General features: G+C 63.0%; 18 protein-coding genes. 12 read left to right on the forward strand and 6 right to left on the reverse strand.

Annotation, left to right across the window (positions count from 1 at the left end):
• Positions 1-88: 88 nt before the first annotated feature.
• Both HKK54_RS07430 and HKK54_RS07435 read left to right on the forward strand, forming a co-directional pair.
• Positions 89-2,863, forward strand: coding sequence for a hybrid sensor histidine kinase/response regulator (locus HKK54_RS07430; RefSeq protein ID WP_169386474.1), 2,775 nt, complete (start codon positions 89-91; stop codon positions 2,861-2,863).
• A gap of 101 nt (positions 2,864-2,964) precedes the next feature.
• A complete protein-coding gene (locus HKK54_RS07435; protein ID WP_169386475.1) occupies positions 2,965-3,561 on the forward strand; it encodes a MarC family protein in 597 nt (198 codons plus the stop codon).
• Between the two features lies 1 nt (position 3,562).
• Here the strand turns inward: HKK54_RS07435 and HKK54_RS07440 are convergent, their stop codons facing one another.
• The 5 genes from HKK54_RS07440 to cobG all read right to left on the reverse strand — a co-directional run bounded on the left by HKK54_RS07440 (position 3,563) and on the right by cobG (position 8,931).
• Positions 3,563-4,354 carry a hypothetical protein gene (locus HKK54_RS07440; RefSeq protein ID WP_169386476.1) on the reverse strand — a complete coding sequence of 264 codons (792 nt, stop codon included), beginning with the start codon at positions 4,352-4,354 and terminating at the stop codon, positions 3,563-3,565.
• Between the two features lie 300 nt (positions 4,355-4,654).
• Entirely contained in the window at positions 4,655-6,295 is a 1,641-nt protein-coding gene (gene cobJ / locus HKK54_RS07445) for a precorrin-3B C(17)-methyltransferase (protein WP_169386477.1), read from the reverse strand.
• On the reverse strand, positions 6,295-7,026 hold the full coding sequence (locus tag HKK54_RS07450) for a precorrin-2 C(20)-methyltransferase (RefSeq protein ID WP_003217336.1): 732 nt from the start codon (positions 7,024-7,026) through the stop codon (positions 6,295-6,297). The genes cobJ and HKK54_RS07450 overlap by 1 nt, the downstream gene beginning before the upstream one ends.
• Complete coding sequence (locus HKK54_RS07455; protein WP_169386478.1) at positions 7,026-7,652, reverse strand: precorrin-8X methylmutase; 627 nt, start codon at positions 7,650-7,652, stop codon at positions 7,026-7,028. The genes HKK54_RS07450 and HKK54_RS07455 overlap by 1 nt, the downstream gene beginning before the upstream one ends.
• A complete protein-coding gene (gene cobG / locus HKK54_RS07460) occupies positions 7,645-8,931 on the reverse strand; it encodes a precorrin-3B synthase (protein ID WP_336604757.1) in 1,287 nt (428 codons plus the stop codon). The genes HKK54_RS07455 and cobG overlap by 8 nt, the downstream gene beginning before the upstream one ends.
• A 110-nt stretch (positions 8,932-9,041) precedes the next feature.
• Here cobG and cbiE point away from each other — a divergent pair, with 110 nt between their 5' ends.
• Both cbiE and HKK54_RS07470 read left to right on the forward strand, forming a co-directional pair.
• Positions 9,042-10,247, forward strand: coding sequence for a precorrin-6y C5,15-methyltransferase (decarboxylating) subunit CbiE (cbiE, locus tag HKK54_RS07465; protein ID WP_169386480.1), 1,206 nt, complete (start codon positions 9,042-9,044; stop codon positions 10,245-10,247).
• Positions 10,244-10,963 (forward strand): cobalt-precorrin-6A reductase, encoded by a 720-nt coding sequence (locus HKK54_RS07470; RefSeq protein WP_169386481.1) that lies wholly within the window; start codon positions 10,244-10,246, stop codon positions 10,961-10,963. Before cbiE ends, HKK54_RS07470 begins: the two co-directional genes overlap by 4 nt.
• Positions 10,964-11,084: 121 nt before the next feature.
• Here the strand turns inward: HKK54_RS07470 and HKK54_RS07475 are convergent, their stop codons facing one another.
• On the reverse strand, positions 11,085-11,336 hold the full coding sequence (locus HKK54_RS07475) for a DUF6124 family protein (RefSeq protein ID WP_010173996.1): 252 nt from the start codon (positions 11,334-11,336) through the stop codon (positions 11,085-11,087).
• A gap of 641 nt (positions 11,337-11,977) precedes the next feature.
• On the opposite strand from HKK54_RS07475, the gene HKK54_RS07480 reads away from it, so the two are divergent.
• The 8 genes from HKK54_RS07480 to HKK54_RS07515 all read left to right on the forward strand — a co-directional run bounded on the left by HKK54_RS07480 (position 11,978) and on the right by HKK54_RS07515 (position 19,956).
• Entirely contained in the window at positions 11,978-12,280 is a 303-nt protein-coding gene (locus HKK54_RS07480; RefSeq protein WP_010173995.1) for a type II toxin-antitoxin system RelE/ParE family toxin, read from the forward strand.
• Between the two features lie 3 nt (positions 12,281-12,283).
• On the forward strand, positions 12,284-12,571 hold the full coding sequence (locus HKK54_RS07485) for an addiction module antidote protein (RefSeq protein WP_010173992.1): 288 nt from the start codon (positions 12,284-12,286) through the stop codon (positions 12,569-12,571).
• Positions 12,572-12,668: 97 nt separating this feature from the next.
• Positions 12,669-13,064 carry a DUF2946 domain-containing protein gene (locus HKK54_RS07490; RefSeq protein ID WP_169386482.1) on the forward strand — a complete coding sequence of 132 codons (396 nt, stop codon included), beginning with the start codon at positions 12,669-12,671 and terminating at the stop codon, positions 13,062-13,064.
• Positions 13,065-13,110: 46 nt separating this feature from the next.
• On the forward strand, positions 13,111-13,593 hold the full coding sequence (locus HKK54_RS07495; protein ID WP_010173988.1) for a copper chaperone PCu(A)C: 483 nt from the start codon (positions 13,111-13,113) through the stop codon (positions 13,591-13,593).
• Between the two features lie 64 nt (positions 13,594-13,657).
• On the forward strand, positions 13,658-14,029 hold the full coding sequence (locus tag HKK54_RS07500; protein WP_169386483.1) for a DUF2946 domain-containing protein: 372 nt from the start codon (positions 13,658-13,660) through the stop codon (positions 14,027-14,029).
• A 93-nt stretch (positions 14,030-14,122) separates the two neighbouring features.
• Positions 14,123-16,195 (forward strand): TonB-dependent copper receptor, encoded by a 2,073-nt coding sequence (locus tag HKK54_RS07505; RefSeq protein WP_169386484.1) that lies wholly within the window; start codon positions 14,123-14,125, stop codon positions 16,193-16,195.
• Positions 16,196-16,312: 117 nt separating this feature from the next.
• On the forward strand, positions 16,313-17,695 hold the full coding sequence (locus HKK54_RS07510) for a PepSY-associated TM helix domain-containing protein (RefSeq protein ID WP_169386485.1): 1,383 nt from the start codon (positions 16,313-16,315) through the stop codon (positions 17,693-17,695).
• Between the two features lie 152 nt (positions 17,696-17,847).
• Positions 17,848-19,956 carry a TonB-dependent receptor gene (locus tag HKK54_RS07515; protein WP_169386486.1) on the forward strand — a complete coding sequence of 703 codons (2,109 nt, stop codon included), beginning with the start codon at positions 17,848-17,850 and terminating at the stop codon, positions 19,954-19,956.

Here is a 19,956-nt window from a genome sequence, read left to right on the forward strand (position 1 = left end):
GGTTAGGCAGGGGCCCTTGGCCCTTGCCCTACTCTTGTGGCCCCGCGCATAGTTATACCCATGCATCAACCTACGAAGGGATTTCGCCGTGCGCTGGCTCAGGATCGCCATAGGTTTCACTGTCAGTCTGCTGACCTTGCTCTGCTTGCTTCCGGCCCAGGCCGCCGCACAAGGCAGTGGCTGGGCGGTATTGCTTGATGAACAGGCCGATCTGCAACTGAGCGATATCCGCTCGCCCCGCTACATCAATCAATTCAGCCCCATCGAACTGGACCGGATTACCGCCGCGCAACCGGACGGTGCGTTGTGGGTGCGCTTCAGGCTGCAACCCGGCAAGCACGAGCAAGTGCTGCGGGTATTCGCCCCCGACCTGTCTCACCTGAACCTGTACGTGCTCGACGGCGACACCCTGGTGGAGCAGCAAGCCACCGGTACCCGCCAGCCCCAGGCCGAGCGCCCGCTGCCCAGCAGCGACTTCATGCTGCCGATGCCCCAAAGCCAAAAGCCGCTGGACGTGTACCTGCGCATGGTCTCGGAACACGAACTGCGCCCCTACATCACCCTGGAGCCCGCCGTACTGGCCGCGGCCAACCAGAACCAGACACTGATCTACGGGCTGCTGTTCGGCTGCCTGGTGATGCTGATCCTGCACAACCTGACCCGCTACGCTTACCATCGCTCCCGCAGCAGCCTGTGGCTCGCCGCCTGCGAAGTGCTGTTGATGCTCAGCCTGGCGCTGTTGCTCAACGTGGTGGGGCCGTGGCTGCCGAACTGGCACGCGGTACAAACCCCCGGCGCCTACCTCGCCCTGCTGCTGACCGCACCGTGCGGGCTGATGTTCGCCTACCGTTTTTTTGCCCCCCTGGGCCCGCACCCGCTGAACAAGCTGTTGATGGCCGACATCCTGCTGATCGTCCTGGTCGGGCTGTTGCTGCTGTTCGTCAATACGCTGCCCCTGAACATCATCACCTACGCCCTGGTGGCGCTGGCCGGCCTGAGCATGCTGTTCGTCTCGGCCTATCACTGGCAAAAAGGTTATCGCCCGGCGCGGCTGTTCATGGTGGCGATGGTGATCTTCAACATTGGCACGCTGATTATCCTGCCCGCGTTGCTGGGCCTGACACTGGTGGCGCCCCAAGGCTTGATCATCACCCTGCTCGGTTTTATCTGCCTCAGCGGCCTGTTGATGAGCCTGGCATTGGGCGAGCGCCAGCGCGCAATCACCGAAGACAACTTCAGCCTCAGCCGCGACCTGGCGGCCAGCAATGCTGAAATCGCCGCCAAGGCCGAGTTCCTGGCGAAGATCAGCCACGAAATCCGCACCCCCATGAACGGTGTGCTGGGCATGACCGAACTGCTGCTGGGCACGCCGCTGTCGGTCAAGCAGCGGGACTATGTGCAAACCATTCATAGCGCCGGCAATGAACTGCTCACCCTGATCAACGAGATTCTCGACATCTCCAAGCTGGAGTCCGGGCAGATCGAACTGGACGACGTGCAATTCGACCTCAATGCGCTGATCGAAGACTGCCTGAGTATTTTCCGCGCCAAGGCCGAACAGCAGAACGTCGAGCTGATCAGCTTTATCCAGCCACAAGTGCCACGGGTGATCAGCGGTGACCCGACGCGCCTGCGCCAGGCACTGTTGAGCCTGCTGGAAAACGCCCTGCAAAAAACCGACGAAGGCGAAGTGCTGATCGTCGTGGCACTGGACGAGCGCAGCAGCAAACCGCGCCTGCGCATCGCCGTGCAAGACAGCGGCCTGCCGATGGAACCCGCCGAGCGCGACGCCCTGCTGCACAGCGAGTTGCACAGCAAGAACTTCCTGTCTGCCACCCGCTTGAGCGGCCATCTGGGCCTGGTCATCGCCCGCCAGTTGATCCTGTTGATGAACGGCGAGTTCGGCATCAAGAGCGGTAGCCAACAGGGCAGCACGCTGTGGCTGACCTTGCCGCTGGACCCGGAACGCCTGGAGCATCCGACCTCCGACCTCGACGGCCCGCTCAAGGGTGCACGCGTGCTGGTGGTGGACGACAACGACACCTGCCGCAAAGTGCTGGTGCAACAATGCACGGCCTGGGGCCTGAACGTGAGCGCCGTGCCGTCGGGCAAGGAAGCCTTGGCCCTGCTGCGCACCAAGGCGCACCTGCGGGACTATTTCGACGTGGTGCTGCTGGACCAGAACATGCCTGGCATGACCGGCATGCAGCTGGCGGCGAAGATCAAGGAAGACCCGAGCCTGAACCACGACATCTTGCTGATCATGCTCACCGGCATCAGCAATGCGCCGAGCAAGATCATCGCGCGCAACTGCGGGATCAAGCGCATCCTCGCCAAGCCCGTGGCCGGTTATACCCTCAAGACCACGCTCGCCGACGAACTGACCCAACGCAGCAAGGGCACCGTGCAGCCTCGCCAGCCGGCGATCAGCGCCCCCGTTCCCGTGACGGTGCCGAGTGATTTCAAGATCCTGGTGGCGGAAGACAACAGCATCTCCACCAAGGTGATTCGCGGCATGCTCGGCAAGCTCAACCTGCAGCCCGACACCGCGAGCAACGGCGAAGAAGCCCTGCAGGCGATGAAGACCCAGCGCTACGACCTGGTGTTGATGGACTGTGAAATGCCGATCCTCGATGGCTTCTCCGCCACCCAGCAACTGCGGGCATGGGAAGTCAGCAACCAGCGGATTCGCACGCCGATCGTGGCGCTGACGGCGCACATTCTTTCAGAGCATAAAGAGCGTGCACGCCAGGCCGGGATGGACGGGCACATGGCCAAGCCGGTGGAGTTATCGCAGTTGCGTGAGCTGGTGGAGTATTGGGTGGCGCAGCGCCAACAGCGACCGGAACACGCCCCTACCTGACCTGAAACAGGATATCCCTGTGGGAGCTGGCTTGCCTGCTCCCACATTTGTTCCGTGGCGCCTGATAGACTCCCCACACGTCCCCGCCGCGAGCCGCGCCCATGCTCCATGTGCTATTCAGCGTTTACCTGAAGATGCTGGTGCTCTACAGCCCCTTCTTCGTGCTCTCCTGCTTTATCAGCCTGACCCGCGGTTACTCCAGCAAGGAGCGGCGGCGCCTGGCCTGGAAAGTGGCCCTCGCCACGCTGGTCTCGAGCGTGTTGCTCTACCTGTTCGGCCGGGTGATCTTCAGCGTATTCGGCATCACCGTCGACGCCTTCCGCATCGGCGCCGGCAGTGTGCTGTTTATCTCGGCCCTGGGCATGGCCCAAGGCAAGTCGGCGGTGCAGACCGACAACGTGCAGCAGGACGTGACCATCGTGCCGCTGACCATCCCCCTGACCGTCGGCCCCGGCACCATCGGTGCGCTGCTGGTGATGGGCGTCAGCCAGCCGCACTGGGACGACAAGATCACTGCCATCCTCAGCATTGCCCTGGCCAGCATGACGGTGGGCGTGGTGCTGTACCTGTCCAACCGAATCGAACGCATCCTCGGCGACCAGGGCTTGCAAATTGTCAGCCGGTTGATGGGGCTGTTTGTGTGTGCCCTGGCCGCGCAAATCATCTTTACCGGCGTACGCGGCTACCTGGTGCCGTAGATCAAATCCTGTATTTGGCGATAGCCAGCCGGACCTTGTCCCCTGCGCTGTCCCGCAGCAGTTGAAGCGTGGCTTCGTTGACCACCGAGCTGTTCAGCACCAGGCAGGTACGACCACTGAAGGCTTCAACGGAGCCACTGTCCCACTCCAGAAACGGCACGCCCACCTGCTTGCTGACACCGTGGGAACTGTAGGTCACCAACACCATCGAGACTTCCCCCGCCGTTTCCGAGCAGGACGCCAAGCCGAAATCACCACCGTCGTGGGTCGTGGTATTTCGTTTGAACAACTCGAATGAGGCCGGGAGCTGCTTCAAGGCCTCCACTGCATCACCCACCCGCTTGGGCAGCGCGCTGATCAACGGCCCCGACAAGAACGTCGAAGCCACCGTGGCCGCCACCAGATTCAGCGCCGCCAACTGCACCGACAACCCTTTGCGGGTCGTGTACACCCGCTCAAAACTGCTCCTGACCGGGATCCAGCCCAGGCTGATCATCACCTTGATAAATTCGTCGTACCAGGCCTCCGTTCCCCGTGCGATGCGCAACACATCGCTGACGTAGCTGCTCGCCAGCAGATAACTCTTGCGGGTGTATTCCTTGTTGAGGCTCGTCATGCCGTCCACAAACGACATGACACTGTTGTTCACCACCGCCGCATTCAACCCATCATCCCCCTCGGGCCTCACCGGCGGGACCCACCCGGACGACAGGCCGGACGCCCCCGGAAGCCGGTAAGCGGCAATCAGCTTCCTGCGTTTTGCACTGTTGATCCGTCTGTTATTTCGCTCCATAGCCATTCTCCAGAACCCCCAACATGGGGCTTAACGCCAACACTAGTCGAGTTGCCGGGGATTTTGAGTTACTGGAAATGGACGACAAAACGCGCTGCAGCACGCAGGAAAAACCACCCCGGGCGGCGGCCCCGAGTAAACGCTGGGGATGAACCGGCGGCGTGGAAAGGCTCGGTGTTTTTCTTCAGCCGGTAGAGAAAGGTACGACTCGACCCGATGCAAAAAACATTCGGCAAGCAGACCTTTCTTCCATCACCTGAGAGCTTTTTCAAGGCGGCCCCATGGCGGGGCCACCGTTTTTCAGGAGGCCGGTTTCTCGCCGTACCAACGTGGCGTGTACACCCACTCGCCACCACCGGCCCGGGGGAATACACAGGTGGTGGACGAGCCGATCAGCACCATGGTGCGCATGTCCACTTGCTCCGGGGTCAGTTGCCCCAGGGTCGTGACGCGCAGGGTCTGGCCCGGGCGGCCAATATCGCGGCCCAACACCACTGGCGTCTCGGCCGTGCGGTGCTGCGCGACGATCTCAAGGGCGCGCCCCAACTGCCAGGGCCGCGCACGGGAAATCGGGTTGTAGAACGCCAACGCCAGGTCGGCCTGGGACGCCAGGTCCAGGCGCTTCTCGATGATCGCCCAGGGCTTGAGGTTGTCCGACAGCGACATCACGCAGAAGTCATGCCCCAACGGCGCACCCGCCTGGGCCGCCGTGGCGAGGGATGCCGACACGCCCGGCAGGATCTCCAGGTCGACCTGGTGCCAGGCCGGGTTGCTGGACTCGTGCAGGGCTTCGATCACCGCTGCGGCCATGGCGAATACGCCCGGGTCACCCGAAGACACCACCACCACCGAGCGCCCTTGCGCCGCGAGCTCAAAGGCGTGACGAGCGCGCTGCATTTCTTCGCGGTTATCGGTGCAATGCTGGATCTGGTCCGGGCGGAATGGCCCGGCCATGCGCACGTAGGTTTCGTAACCCAGCACATCGGTGCAGCGGGCCAGCTCGGCCTTCACGGCGGGCACCATCAGTTCGGCAGCGCCGGGGCCCAGGCCGATGACCGCCAGGCGACCACGGGGGCGACCGATCTGGGACAGGTCCAGAGGTGCCTCGGACACCGTGATCGCAATGTCCGCTGGCGTCTCCAAACCGGCGAAGCGCAATGGCACGCCCAACTCCAATGCCGCTTCATGCAACGACGAATCGGCCATCTCGGTTTCAGCTGCCAGCAAACACGCCAGGGACTGCACGGCGAGCCCTGCGTCCTGCAACGCCGCACGAATGCGGCCGGCCAATTGCGGCCCCGGCTGGCAGGTGACCAACACGTTCTTCGGGTAAATCAGCAGTTCATTAGCCGCAGGCGTGCGCTCGGCGCTGCCCACATGAATCGCCAGACGCGCTTGCTGATCCTGCGGCAAGTTGGCCTGATCCAGCCACGGTGCCGCGCCTTCGATACGCACCGACTCGCCCGCCAGCAAGTCCGACACAAAGCGCTTGCCCAGTTCCAGATCCCCGAGTTGATAACCGCTGGGTGGGTTGAGCAGGCAGGTGCCAAAACGCAGCTCGCCGCTGGTGGTGATCGCAGCGGCAACGCCCAAGGCGGCGGCAATTTCCCGCGCCAGTACGTTCACACCACCGAGGCCGCCGAGCAGCGGCACCACGGCGCTGCCGTCTTCGGCGACCGCGAGCACGGCAGGCTCCACGCCTTTCTCCAACAGCAGCGGCGCCAGCGTGCGGATCACAATCCCGGCGGCGCACAACGCAATGATCGGCGTGCCCTGTTGATACAACTGGCGCACGGCAGCGCCGAATTCGGCGTAGGGCTGGTCTGCGCCCTCGACCCGTCCGGCCAGGCCGTGGATCAACGCGTCGGGATACACCTGCTGGATAGCCCGGGCCGTGGCGAGGCTGCCCTGCCCCAGGATGACAATCGCGGGAGCCGTCATCAGCCTTGCCACCTTTCGCCGGGAACAATGATCAGCGAGAAGTACGGCGAGGACGTTGGATCGACCTGGTCCAGGGCGACGATTTTCTGATTGGCCATGGTCGCGCGCTCGACGTACAACGCCCGGCTCGCCAGCCCCAACTCTTCCAATACCTGGCGCACCTTGGTGAAGTTGCGCCCCAGCTTCATGATCACCGCCGCATCGGCATCCGCCAGGCGACGTTTGAGTTCGTCATGGGGCAATACGCCGGAAAGCACCGACAGGCTCTGGTTGCGGTACACCAACGGCGCGCCCAGCACAGAGGCGCCACCGAGCATCGAGCACACGCCCGGGATCACCTGGGCTTCGTAACGCTCGGCCAGGCGGTCGTGCAAATACATGTAGGAACCGTAGAAGAACGGGTCGCCTTCGCAGATCACTGCCACGTCGCGCCCGGCATCCAGGTGCGCCGCCACGTCGACACTGGCGGTGTCGTAGAAATCGCTGATCACTTGTTCGTAGGACAACGGCGCCGGCAATACTTCCGTGGTCACCGGGTACACCAGCGGCATCAGGGTTTGCTGGGGCACCAGATGGTCTTCGATGATGCCGAAGGCGTTGCCCTTCTTGCCTTTGGCCACGAAGTACGCCACCACCGGCGATTCGCGCAGCAGGCGCAGGGCTTTCAGGGTAATCAGTTCCGGGTCGCCGGGGCCTACGCCCAGGCCAATCAAACGTCCGCGTGCCGGCATTATTCGACCTCCGTGGCCAAGGCGTTCACCGCGGCGGCGGCCATCGCACTGCCGCCCAGGCGGCCCTGCATGATCACGAACGGTACGCCACGGCTGTCTGCAGCCAGCATGGCCTTGGATTCGGCGGCGCCGACAAAACCCACCGGGAAACCGAGGATCAGCGCGGGTTTTGGCGCGCCGGCGTCGAGCATTTCCAGCAGGTAGAACAAGGCAGTCGGCGCATTGCCGATCACCACCACGCTGCCTTCCAGGTGCGGGCGCCACAGTTCCAGGGCGGCGGCGGAACGGGTGTTACCCAGCTCGCGGGCCAACTCCGGCACGCTGTCATCGCGCAGGGTGCAGATCACTGGGTTATTGGCCGGCAGGCGCGTACGGGTCACGCCTTCGGAGACCATCCGCGCATCACACAGGATCGGCGCGCCAGCGGCCAGGGCTTCGCGCCCGGCCTTGCCCGCGCCCTCGGAAAATTGCAGGCCGTCGATGGCGTCGACCATGCCGCAAGCATGAATCACCCGCACGGCGAGTTTTTCCAGGTCGGCAGGAATGCGATCCAGCTTGGCTTCTGCGCGAATGATCGCGAAGGAGTTGCGATAGATCTCCTGACCGTCGCGGATGTAATCAATCATCGGTGTTGCTCCGTGGGTGGGCGCGCAACACGGCGCCCGCCGCTTCAATAGAAAGAGTGCGCGCGTGCAGACGGCCGAAGCCGGGCAGGCCTGCGTCGCGAAAATAGAGGTCGTAGTGGCCGGGGCTCACGGCCAGCAACGTGACCGGCGCGGTGTGTGCGGCAGCGCAGGAACGCGGGCAGCCGGACACATGCACACTGTGGCCGGGGGCAAGCGTCGCCAGTTGCAGGGCGTCGGCCTTGGTATCGGACAGGCCTTTGGCGCAACCGCTGGAACCGGTGCAGGCAATCAGGCGCGCCAGGGGTTGGTCCACTGAACACAGAAAGCCAAGCTGTTCGAGGCGTTCGGTCACAGCCGCCGCATCCCGGATATTGGGCAGTAGCAGACCTTGCCAGGGCGTGACGCGCAGGGTGGCGTCGCCATGGTCGACGGCCAGTTGCGCGGCGCCCCTGAGCATCGCCGAATCCAGGCGGCCCAAGGGGGCGACAGCGGCGACGTAGCGCCGATTTTTTTGGCGCTGTGGATAACTTCCCAGGTGCAGCGGCGCGGGGTTTTCGCGGCGTGAGAAGCCGTCGACAGGCTGCAACGGCAGGTTTATTTGTCCCAGAAAGTTATCCACAGACGTTTCGGCCAGCAGGTGCCGCATACGGGTGTGTTCGGGCCGGGCCAGCTCAAGGAATAATTCCAGCACCGCCACCACCAGTGCATGCCCCTGCGCCAAAGGCACGGCCGCCAGGGGCGCGTCCTGTGCCGGGCAGCCTGCCAGGCCGAACGCCAATAGCGTCTGGCCATTGGCGTTGAAGGCCGACAACCAGAGGTCGTGGTGGTGTTCGAGCATCGCCAGGGCCTCACCGCCGTCCAGCTGCACGGCGAACTTGGCCGACAACCCATGGAAACGCGGGTGGGTTTCCAGGGTAGCGAGAATCTCGTCTGCCAACGGTCGGGTATCGAACAGCATGTCGCGGTCGATGCCGGCGCTGGGGCTGAGCATCAGGTTGCGCACATCGTCCCCGGCGGGGCTCCTGGGCCCCAGGTCGGCGGCCAGCAAGGCGGCGATCAATGCGTCCGGTTCGGCGCCGATCCCGCGAATCTGCAGGTTGGCGCGGTTGGTCGCCTCGATCACCCCGCCGGCATAGGCCCGGGCCGCGTCGGCCACGGCAAACGCCTGCTCGGCGCGGATCGAACCGCCCGCCAGTTTGATCCGGCAAATCCCGCCATCCAACGCCTGGACAATACGCAGCAACCCCGGACAAGCCGAGGGGCGCAAGGTATTGGACAGTGGTGGTGGTTTCACAGGGCTACCGGTTCACGGGTAAAGGCGCGGTATTATGCCTGCTTTGTCCGGCGGCATGAAAAGCCTGCCCGTCGGATGTCGTTCAAGGAATTCATATGTCGCCCTGGCTGACGGTAGTAGGCATCGGTGAAGACGGCTTCAAGGGCCTGGGCAGAAACGCCCGGCACGCCCTGTTGCGCGCCTCGAGAATTGTAGGCGGCCAACGTCAGTTGGACCTGTTGCCGGTGTGTATCCGTGGCGAGCGCCAGTTGTGGCCCAGCCCGTTTTCCCTGGAGCCGGTGCTGGCGCGCCGGGGTGAGGCGGTGTGCGTGCTGGCCAGCGGCGACCCCATGTTCTATGGCGTGGGCGCGAGCCTGGCTCGGCAGATTCCGGCCGACGAACTGCTGATTTTGCCGGCGCCTTCTTCCGTGTCGCTGGCAGCAGCGCGGTTGGGCTGGCCGTTGCAGGACGTAGTGACGCTGTCGGTGGTTGCCCGGCCATTGGCGGCGCTGAATGCTCACCTCGCTACCGGCGTGCGTTTGCTGGTGCTGAGCAATGACGGCCAGAGCCCGGCGGCTATCGCGGCGCAATTGGCCGAGCGCGGGTTTGGCGAAAGTCGCCTGAGTGTGTTTGAACACCTCGGTGGGCCGGATGAGCGGCGCATCGATAGCATCGCCCGGGATTGGCCGGGCGAGCCGATTGCCGCGTTGAATCTGGTGGCTATCGACTGCGTGGCCGACGCCAGTACACAGCACCTGTCACGCCTGGCAGGGCTACCGGATTCGGCCTTCGAGCACGACGGCCAACTGACCAAACGCGACGTACGCGCCATGACCCTCGCCCGCCTCGCGCCACTGCCCGGTGAACTGCTGTGGGACGTGGGCGCGGGCAGCGGCTCCATCGGGATCGAATGGATGCGTGCCCACCCCAGTTGTCGCGCGCTGGCGATCGAAGCCGATGAAGGTCGGCAACTGTTGATCGAACACAACCGTGACGCCCTCGGCGTTCCCGGCTTGCAACTGATTCGCGGCACCGCGCCCCACGCACTCGCAGGCCTGGAAGCGCCGGACGCGATCTTCATCGGCGGCGGCGTAACCCGCGACGGCGTGCTCGACACCTGCTGGCACCACCTGCGCCCCGGCGGCCGGCTGGTTGCCAACGCGGTGACCCTGCAAAGCGAAATGACCCTGATGGCCTGGCGCGAACAACACGGCGGCGAGCTGACCCGCATTCATGTGGCCCAGGCCCAGCCGCTTGGGGATTTCGATACCTGGCGCCAGGCACTGCCGATCACCTTGCTGGAAGTGATCAAGCCGCTATGAAACGCATCCTGCTATTGGGCGGCGTGACGGAAGCCCTGGCCATCGCCCGTACACTGGGCCCCGAGCATATCTACAGCCTGGCGGGTGTGGGGCGGGTGCCTACCGATCTCACCTGTCAGGTACGGGTTGGCGGGTACGGCGGCGCTGAAGGCCTGGCGCAGTTTATTCGCGATGAAGGCATCGAACTGGTGCTGGACGCGACCCATCCGTATGCCGCGCAGATCAGCGCCAATGCTGCCCGCGCCGCTGGTTTGTGCGGCGTAGCCTGCTGGGCCCTGCGCCGCCCGGCATGGCAGCCACAGGCCGGTGATGACTGGCGCGAGGTGAGTGACTGGGCCGAGCTGATCGAAGCCCTCAAGCCCTTCAAGCGACCGCTGTTCACTCTTGGCCGGGAGCCACTGCAACACCTGCACGAAATCCCCGCTGAACAGTTCTGGACGCTGCGCGCACTGGACGTGTACCCCGGCAATCAACGCTGCGAAGTGATTGGCGCCCGTGGGCCGTTTTTGATCGAGGATGAGCGTGCGTTGTTTGAGCGGCGGCAGATTGATGTGCTGATCAGCAAGAACAGCGGCAGCACGGCTACCGAGCCGAAGCTGGAAGTGGCACGGGAGCGGGGGGTGCCGGTGTTGGTTTTGAGGCGGCCGGTGTTGGCGCAGGTGGATATGGAGTTCACGACAGTCAACTCGGTACTGGAAGCATTCCAGTCTGTATGACGCAACACGAAACAAAGGTGGGAGCTGGCTTGCCTGCGATACAGACGACGCGGTCGTTCAGATACACCGCGGCGATGCCATCGCAGGCAAGCCAGCTCCCACACTGATCTGCGTCGGTCAGTCAGTTCCTCGCGGCGGCTGTCTGTCCAGCACCTTCGTGCACCCGGTCAGCCAGCAACTCCGCCAGTTCGATCAACTGAGCAACGCCCAGCAATTCCTCTCGCTTCGATCCTTCCAGGCTAAACGCCAAGTCGCAACTCAGCGCGTTGGCCGAGGCAAGTGTTTCGATGAGGTTGATCAACAAGTCTTCGGTGCTGATTCCGTCGGTTACGGTGAACAGCCGAAAAGGGGGATTGGGGGTAGGTTTAATCATTGTGAAGCTCCTAAGGGAAGTGGAGCTGCCACTGATCGCCGCGACGCGATGGAGGGTGGCAGCTGTGCGCAGGTTCGCGGACCGGTCCCTAGGCAACCCGGCATACCCGAAGGTATCCCGCGCACAGCCGCCATAGCGCCGCACAGTAGACGATAAAAAAGCGCCAACTGAAAGCAGACGATGGCGCTTAGCGCCTATAGGGATCCGGGCCGCGACGCCCGCCCGCTGAGTTTGCAGCGGTGTACGGAGACTAGAGATTGAGTTTCCCAAGGACAACCGCCAATCGCTGTCGGAAATTTCTGTGGAAGGCCGCCACATTCGAATCGGGCACAATCCAAACTGTGGGAGCTGGCTTGCCTGCGATAGCATCACCTCAAACCAGCAGGAAGACCGAGTCGCCGGTATCGCAAGGTGCAATGACCTCGTAGGAAAACGCCTCAATCATCGACGTCCTTTTGACAACCCCGCTTTAAAAACCGATTCGCCTTACAACCCCCTCCGAACCAGCCGGCTGGTTCAGCCAAAAGCCCTCGCCCTAAGCTCCCCTCTCGCAGTTTTGCACCAGAGTCTGCGATGGGGATGCACTGCTTTTGCGGCGCATCGTGACTTGTCATTCTGTATCCCAAGGAATACGATCAAAGATGATTCACTTCAAGAAATCCGAGCATTTCCTGGAGTGGCTTGATTCGTTAAACAATAAACCGGCCCGTGCACGCGTACTGGCAAGGTTGGATAACGCACAATCAGGTAACTTCGGAGACTGTGAAACAGTAGGAAATGGCGTTTCGGAAATGCGCATCCACTACGGCCCTGGATACCGGGTTTATTTCACTCGTAGAGAGGAGGTGGTTTACCTGTTGTTGATAGGCGGCGATAAATCAACGCAGAAACGCGATATCCAGCGCGCTAAGCAAATTGCAGCAGACTTTGAAAAAAAGGAGTAAGCCATGACTGAATTTACAGACTTCGACATAGCGGAGCACCTCAAGACTCCTGAAGATATGGCCGAGTATCTTGAAGCGTGCTTCGAGGAGGATACCGGTGACGGACTGCTTATTCGTTCAGCCCTCAACAACATCGCTCGCGCCCAAGGAATGACTCAAGTAGCCCGCGACGCCGGCCTCGGACGCGAAAGTTTATATAAAGCCCTCTCCAGCACTGGCAATCCCGAGTTCGCAACTATCATGAAGGTTATGAAAGCGCTCGGCCTGAAGCTGCACGCCACGGCTGATTGACAGCACTGCGACACCAAACCACACCGCCCCTTTTTACTTATCCCCCACGATCAGGCTAAATACCCACCTGATCGATTAACCCTACGGATTGTCCGCCATGGCCCGTCAACGCTTTGCAATTGCCTGGATAGCCTGCCTTGCAGTGCTGTTCAATGCGTTTGCCATGCCGCTGGCGAGTGCGATGCAGCAGGCGGACGACCCGGTCAAGCAATTGCTGTGGGGCAGTTTCTGCTCCTCCAATGCCACCAAGCTGACGGCCATTACCCTGGGCAAGCTGGAAATTCCAGCACCGCAGCAGGACGATCACTCCACCATGCAGCATTGCTGGTGCTGCTCCGGCCCGGCGCCATTAGTGGCGCTGCCGGGGCATTCGCCCACGCTGTATTTCGCACGATTCGACGCGGTGCAAGACCTGCCACCGCCGTCATTGCAATCCCCTGCCCCGCGCCAGCAATGGCCGAGCCTTAACCCCCGCGCCTCTCCAACGGTCTGATTTCTTCGCAAGTGAACTGCGTTTAGAACCGTTCTGGAGAACTGCCATGCTTAAATCTTCCCTGCTTCTGGCTGCGTTGTTGCTGCCGGTGTGTGCTGCTGCCAATGCCGAAGACTTCAAGGTCGGCGAACTGGTGGTCAGCGAACCCTGGTCCCAGGAACTGCCGCCCAATGCGCCGACCGTCGCGGCGTATTTCGTGATTCATAACCAGGGCGAGCATGCGGATCGCCTGCTCAGCGTCGACACGCCCGTGGCCGCCAAGGCCGAGCTGCATGAGCATGTGATGCAGGGCGATCTGATGAAGATGCAGCAGGTGGCCAGCGTCGCGGTGCCGGCCAAAGGTGACCTGACGTTCGCGCCCATGGCCTACCACGTGATGCTGCTGGACCTGAAGGACCGCAGCGTATTGCGCGACGGCCAGCATTTCCCGCTGACCCTGAACTTCGAGAAAGCAGGACCCGTGAAGGTGGAAGTGTCGGTGCAGAAGCAACCGCCCATGGCCAGTCACGAGCACATGCACGCCCAGTAGATAAACCTTCGTGGGCGCCCCACGCGCCAGGTTGTCCCCACACCGCCGTAAGCCAATGAGCCTTATGCGCGGCAGCTGGATCAGCCTGTTCGCCATGCTGATGATCTTTATCGGTCCGCTGATTTCCCAAGCGATGCCGATGGATCATCACGCCGGTATGTCGATGGCAATGTCCATGGACGCCCCGAGCTGTCATGGCGATGAAAAGCCTGCCACCGACCACCACAAGGCCCCCGACGAGCACCACGTGCTTTGGGAAAAGTGCGGCTATTGCAGCCTGCTCTTCAGTTGCCCGGCGCTGCCTGGCAGCGTGTCGTTTGTCACCCTCGGCAGCCCGCCGCCCGCCAATGCCCTCACCCCCGCCCCACGCCTGGGCCATGCCCGGCAAACCGTGTTCCCCGGCGCCCGCAGCCGAGCCCCGCCCATCATCGCGTAGGCACTTCACACCGTTACTTCACCCCGGCCGACTTTAGACAGATAGCCGCAGGCTGCTGGCCGTGTTGTTTACGAATGAATGATGGAATTTTTCATGTCCAGGTTTTCTGCTGACACCCGTTTGGGATGCACTCCCGTGTTCGCCGTTCTATGCGGCGCGCTGCTGGTTCCACAGGCCCATGCCGACGAGCACGCCGACCACAATGAACTGAGCCCGACGGTGATCACTGCGATCGCCCCCAGCTCCCCCCTGACCGTCGTCACCAACCCCAAGGACCCGCGCCAACCGGTGCCCGCCAGCGACGGCGGCGACTACCTCAAGACCATCCCCGGCTTCGCCCTGGTGCGCAACGGCGGCACCAATGGCGACCCGGTGCTTCGGGGCATGTTCGGCTCGCGCCTGAATATCCTCACCAACGGCAGCATGATGCTCGGTGCGTGTCCGGGGCGGATGGACGCACCCACCTCCTACATCTCGCCGGAAACCTACGACAAGCTGACGGTGATCAAGGGCCCGCAAACCGTGCTCTGGGGCCCGGGCGCTTCGGCGGGCACGATCCTGTTCGAGCGCGAGCCCGAGCAGTTCGGCGAGCTGGGTACGCGGGTCAACGCGAGCATCCTGGCGGGCTCCAACGGGCGCTTCGATAAAGTCGTCGATGCGGCCGCCGGCGGGCCGTTGGGGTATGTGCGGGTGATCGGCAACCAGGCCCACGCCGATGACTACAAGGACGGCAACAACGACACCGTCGCCTCGCGCTACGACAAGTGGAACGGCGACGTGGCCGTAGGCTGGACCCCGGACGCCGACACCCTGCTGGAACTCACCGCCGGCCGTGGCGATGGCGAAGCCCGCTACGCCGGGCGTGGCATGGACGGTTCGCAGTTCTTGCGCGAAAGCCTCGGCCTGCGCTTCGAGAAATCCAACATCGGCGAGGTGCTGGACAAGGTCGAGGCGCAGGTCTACTACAACTACGCCGACCACGTGATGGACAACTACACCCTGCGCGTCCCGTCGGGCACCGGGATGATGGCCGGGCCCATGGCGGCCAACGTCGACCGCCGCACCCTCGGCGCCCGCATCAAGGCCACCTGGCGCTGGGCCGATGTGCAGTTGATCAGCGGCCTGGATGCGCAAACCAACGAGCACCGCGAACGCAGCGCCATGGGCATCGACACCTACAAGGACCTGCCCCGCAGCAAGGACGCCAACTTCCACAACTACGGCGTGTTCGGCGAACTGACCTGGTACGCCGCCGACCACGACCGCCTGATCACCGGCGCCCGCGTCGACCGCGCCTCGGCCAAGGATTTCCGGCAAACCATTGGCTCCGGGATGATGAGCAGCCCCAACCCCACTGCCGGCAACACCCGCGCCGATACGCTGCCATCGGGCTTTGTGCGCTATGAGCACGACCTGGCCGACAGCCCCACTACCCTGTACGCAGGGCTTGGGCACTCGGAGCGTTTCCCGGATTACTGGGAACTGTTTTCCCCCGACACCGGGGCAGCCGGAGCGGTGAATGCCTTCGACGGCGTGAAGCCCGAGAAAACCACCCAGCTGGATTTCGGCCTGCAATACAAGTCCGCCGACCTCGACGCCTGGGCCTCGGGCTACGTCGGCCAGGTGCGGGACTTCATCCTGTTCGACTACCAGCCGGGAATGATGGGCACCACCTCCCAGGCGCGCAATGTGGATGCGCGAATCATGGGCGGTGAATTGGGTGCAGCGTACAAGCTGACCTCACACTGGAAAGCCGACGCCACCTTCGCCTACGCCTGGGGCAAGAACACCAGCGACGGCAAACCGCTGCCGCAAATCCCGCCACTGGATGCACGCTTCGGGCTCACCTACAACCAGGACGACTGGAGCGCCGGTGCCTTGTGGCGGGTGGTCGCGGCGCAAAACCGCATCGACCAGAACAAGGGCAACGTGGTCGGCAAGGACTTCGACAAGAGCTCGGGGTTTGGCGTGTTCTCGCTGAACGCGGCGTATCGCATCAACAAAAACTTCAAGGTCAGCACGGGCGTCGACAACCTGTTCGGCAAGGCGTACGCCGAGCACTTGAACCTGGCCGGCAATGCCGGGTTCGGCTACCCGGCCAATGACCCGCAAGCCATCAAGGAACCGGGGCGCACGCTCTGGACCAAGGTGGACATGAGTTTCTAAGAGCGTCGCAGGCAAGCCGGCTCCCACAGTTGAAATGCATTCCCCTGTGGGAGCGGGCTTGCCCGCGATGGCGGCCTCGATAACACAAAATTCCAAGCCTTTGCGGAGCACACCCTGATGAACCCACCAAAGATTTCCTTCTACAACCTGGCCTGGCGCTGGCATTTCTACGCCGGGCTGTTTGTCGCGCCGTTCATGGTGCTGCTGGCCCTGACCGGCATCATCTACCTGTTCAAACCCCAGCTCGACCCGCTGATGTACGGCCACCTGCTGACCGTGCAAAGCGCCGAGCACGCATTGAGTGCGGACGAGCAACTGCAACGCGCCCAGGCCGCCTACCCACAAGGCAAGATCAGCAAATACCTGCCGCCTGCCGACGCCACCAGCAGCGCGCAATTCGTGATGCGCAACGACGGGCACGAAGTGACCGTATTCGTCGACCCGTATCGCGGCACCGTACTCGGTGAGCAAGACGCGAAGAACAATCTGCAAGCCATCGCCCGTGCGTTGCATGGCGAATTGATGATCGGCACCGTCGGCGATCGCCTGGTGGAACTCGCCGCCGGCTGGGGCGTGATGCTGGTGATTTCGGGGCTGTATCTGTGGTGGCCGCGAGGCACGTCGGCGGCGGGCATTCTGTGGCCCCGGCTGGGCAGTCGCGGCCGTTTGTTCTGGCGCGATTTGCACGCGGTCGCGGGCTTCTGGGGTGCGGCCTTTCTGCTGGTGATGCTGCTCAGCGGCATGACCTGGACCGGCTTCTGGGGCAAGCAATACGCCGAGCTGTGGAATAAATTTCCGGCGGCGATGTGGAACAACGTTCCCCAGTCCGACCAACAGGCCCGCAGCCTCAACACGGCGAGCCAACAGACCGTGCCGTGGGCCATGGAAAACACGCCGATGCCGATGTCCGGCGACCACGCCGAGCACATGAACCACGCCGGCATGAGCCACGGCCCCGCGGCCCCGGGCATCCGCCTGCAACAGGTGGTAGACCTCGCTCAGTCGCGCAAGGTCGAGCCCGGCTACAGCATCACCTTCCCCACCACCGCCGAAGGCGTATTCACTGTCGCGGTGTTCGCCAACGACCCGCGCAACGACGCCACCCTGCATGTGGATCAATACACCGGCAAGATCCTCGCCGATGTGCGCTGGGAGCAGTACAACGGTGTGGCCCGCGCCACCGAAATGGGCGTGATGCTGCATGAAGGCAAGATGTTCGGGCCGGTCAACCAGATCATCGTGCTGCTGATTTGCCTGATGATCCTGCTCAGTGCCGTCAGCGGTGTGGTGATCTGGTGGAAGCGTCGTCCACAGGGCGGGCTGGGCGTTCCGCCGTTGCGGCACGACCTGCCGAAATGGAAAACCGCGATGGTGATCATGCTCGGGCTGGCGATTGTCTTTCCGCTGGTGGGCGCCTCGTTGATCGTGGTCTGGGCGTTGGACCGGCTAGTGCTTTCACGCGTGTTTGGCCAACGTGAATCTGCCTCAGGTTCAGCATGAAGCAGGCGAGATGCCCTGCTTAGAGGCGTTATGTAGTCTTGCGCGGGCTTTCGCCCACGCCATGCAAAGTGTTACATTATAACACTTAGTGTATTTCCCGACTCGCCGCGCCCTGCGGCGAGTACCGCCTCGAAGAAGCGATTTATCGTCCGATGAACAAGTACCTTGCGTCCGGCCTGTGCCTGCTCGCCCTGCAAAACAGCGCCCAGGCCCTGACTCTTCCCGCCAGTGCCGTCTCCGCGCCGGCGGTCGATGACGAGCGCGTCGACCTGAACACCCCGACCACCGCAGGTTCGCGCCTGAACCTTACAGCCCTGCAAACCCCTGGCAGCGTTGAAAGCCAGACCGGCGAGCAGATTCGCGCACGGGGCGATGCCACGGTGCAGGACGCCATTTCCCGCGCCACCGGCATCAGCCGCACCGGCACCCCGGGCGACGGCGGCACCTCATTGTCGGCGCGCGGTTTTACCGGCCAGAGTTCGGTGCTGCAACTGTACGACGGCGCCCGCATGTTCGATGGCGCGGGCACGTCCACCTTCCCGGTCGACACCTGGTCCGTGGAGCGTGTGGACGTGCTGCGCGGCCCGGCCTCGGTGATGTATGGCCAGGGCGCCACCGGGGCGGTGATCAACACGATCCCGAAGAAGCCCTTCGAAGGCGACATCGAAAACCATATCCGCCTGGGCTACGGTTCTTATGATCGCCAGCAACAAGCCCTCGACAGCGGCGGCTCGCTGACCGACACCCTGAGCTACCGCCTGAACATCAACCGCCTGCGCAGCAACGGTTTCATCGACCGTGGCGACTCCGGCAGCGACTTCGTCAGCGGAGCCCTGCGCTGGCAGGCGGCCGACAACCTGAGCTTCACCCTGGCCACTGACTACGGCGACCAGACCCCGCAAAACGACTACGGCACGCCATTGATCAACGGCCAGTTGCACAAGGGCCTGCGGGACAAGAACTACAACGTCAGCAACGATATCCAGCACTACAACGACCAGTGGACGCGCCTGACCAGCGAGTGGCAGATCAACGATAACGTCACGGCCACCAACGAACTGTCGTACCTGAAAAACCAGCGCCGCTGGCAGAACGCCGAGAGCTACAACGCTGTCGACGGCGGCCTGGTACGCCAGAGCTACCTGGGCATCAAGCACAATCAGGAACAGGTCGGCGACCGCCAGACCTTTACCTTCAAGCACACCCTGTTCGGCCTCGACAGCCAGACCGTGACAGGCGTCGAGTACAACCGCATTCGCTTCCGCCTGGCCAGCAACTCGCCGTTCGATGACGTCACGAATGCCGGCCAGCCAGTGGACATTCTGCACCCGGTGCCGCAGCCGTTTGAAAGTGCCGACCCGTTCATTCCGCAGTCCGTGAGCACCACCAGGCAGTTGGCGGCCTTCGCCGAAAACCGCCTGCAACTGACCGATAAACTGTCGCTGATCACCGGTGTGCGCCGCGATTACCTGCACATTGATCGTGAAGACCTGACACAGGATCACAACGACTCCAACAAAACCCTCACCGGCAACAACTGGAAAGCCGGCCTGGTCTACGCCATCACCCCGGACACCTCGGTGTACGGCCAGTACGCCACCAGCACCGACGGCGTCGGCAGCCTGATCACCCTGAGCCCGAGCCAGCAGAATTTCGGCCTGTCCACCGCCAAGCAGACCGAGATCGGCCTCAAGCAGGCGTTCTGGGACTCTCGCGGCGAATGGACCCTGGCGGCCTACCACATCGTCAAAAAGAAATTGTTGGTCAGCATTCCCGGCACCGACTTGAAAGAACAAGTGGGCCAGCAATCCTCCAACGGCCTGGAAGCCAGCCTCGACCTGCAGCTGCCAAACGCCTGGCAGTTGCAAGCCAACGCCGCCATCGTGCGGGCGCAGTACGACGACTTCTCCGAAGTGGTCAACGGCCAGGCCGTGTCCCGCGACGGCAACCGCCCCACCGACGTGCCGCGCCGCACCGCCAACCTGTGGCTGAGCAAAGCGGTGACCGACGACATCCGCGCGGGTGCCGGCGTGCGTTATGTCGACGCGCGTTTCGCCAACACCGCCAACACCAGCGAAGTGCCGAGCTACACCGTGGTGGACGCCACCGTGTCATGGAAAGCCATGCGCAACACGACATTGGGCCTGCAATTGAATAACCTGTTCGACCGCACCTACGCCGTCAGCCAATACAATGACGGCCAGCAATGGATTCTTGGCGAGCCCAGGTCGTTCTTTGTGACGGCGGACTACACTTTCTAA

Origin of the sequence: Pseudomonas sp. ADAK13 (assembly GCF_012935715.1) — a bacterium.
In the GTDB taxonomy this organism is placed as follows: domain Bacteria; phylum Pseudomonadota; class Gammaproteobacteria; order Pseudomonadales; family Pseudomonadaceae; genus Aquipseudomonas.

Excerpts from the sequence above, each read along its gene's own strand:
- cobJ (WP_169386477.1), bottom strand. The coding sequence starts at position 6,295 with ATGACGGCTCCCGCGATTGTCATCCTGGGGCAGGGCAGCCTCGCCACG.
- HKK54_RS07475 (WP_010173996.1), bottom strand. The coding sequence starts at position 11,336 with ATGATTAAACCTACCCCCAATCCCCCTTTTCGGCTGTTCACCGTAACC.
- HKK54_RS07470 (WP_169386481.1), top strand. The coding sequence starts at position 10,244 with ATGAAACGCATCCTGCTATTGGGCGGCGTGACGGAAGCCCTGGCCATC.
- HKK54_RS07455 (WP_169386478.1), bottom strand. The coding sequence starts at position 7,652 with ATGATTGATTACATCCGCGACGGTCAGGAGATCTATCGCAACTCCTTC.
- HKK54_RS07450 (WP_003217336.1), bottom strand. The coding sequence starts at position 7,026 with ATGCCGGCACGCGGACGTTTGATTGGCCTGGGCGTAGGCCCCGGCGAC.
- cbiE (WP_169386480.1), top strand. The coding sequence starts at position 9,042 with ATGTCGCCCTGGCTGACGGTAGTAGGCATCGGTGAAGACGGCTTCAAG.
- HKK54_RS07490 (WP_169386482.1), top strand. The coding sequence starts at position 12,669 with ATGGCCCGTCAACGCTTTGCAATTGCCTGGATAGCCTGCCTTGCAGTG.
- HKK54_RS07485 (WP_010173992.1), top strand. The coding sequence starts at position 12,284 with ATGACTGAATTTACAGACTTCGACATAGCGGAGCACCTCAAGACTCCT.
- HKK54_RS07495 (WP_010173988.1), top strand. The coding sequence starts at position 13,111 with ATGCTTAAATCTTCCCTGCTTCTGGCTGCGTTGTTGCTGCCGGTGTGT.
- HKK54_RS07515 (WP_169386486.1), top strand. The coding sequence starts at position 17,848 with ATGAACAAGTACCTTGCGTCCGGCCTGTGCCTGCTCGCCCTGCAAAAC.
- HKK54_RS07505 (WP_169386484.1), top strand. The coding sequence starts at position 14,123 with ATGTCCAGGTTTTCTGCTGACACCCGTTTGGGATGCACTCCCGTGTTC.
- HKK54_RS07500 (WP_169386483.1), top strand. The coding sequence starts at position 13,658 with ATGCGCGGCAGCTGGATCAGCCTGTTCGCCATGCTGATGATCTTTATC.
- HKK54_RS07435 (WP_169386475.1), top strand. The coding sequence starts at position 2,965 with ATGCTCCATGTGCTATTCAGCGTTTACCTGAAGATGCTGGTGCTCTAC.
- HKK54_RS07510 (WP_169386485.1), top strand. The coding sequence starts at position 16,313 with ATGAACCCACCAAAGATTTCCTTCTACAACCTGGCCTGGCGCTGGCAT.
- HKK54_RS07480 (WP_010173995.1), top strand. The coding sequence starts at position 11,978 with ATGATTCACTTCAAGAAATCCGAGCATTTCCTGGAGTGGCTTGATTCG.
- HKK54_RS07440 (WP_169386476.1), bottom strand. The coding sequence starts at position 4,354 with ATGGAGCGAAATAACAGACGGATCAACAGTGCAAAACGCAGGAAGCTG.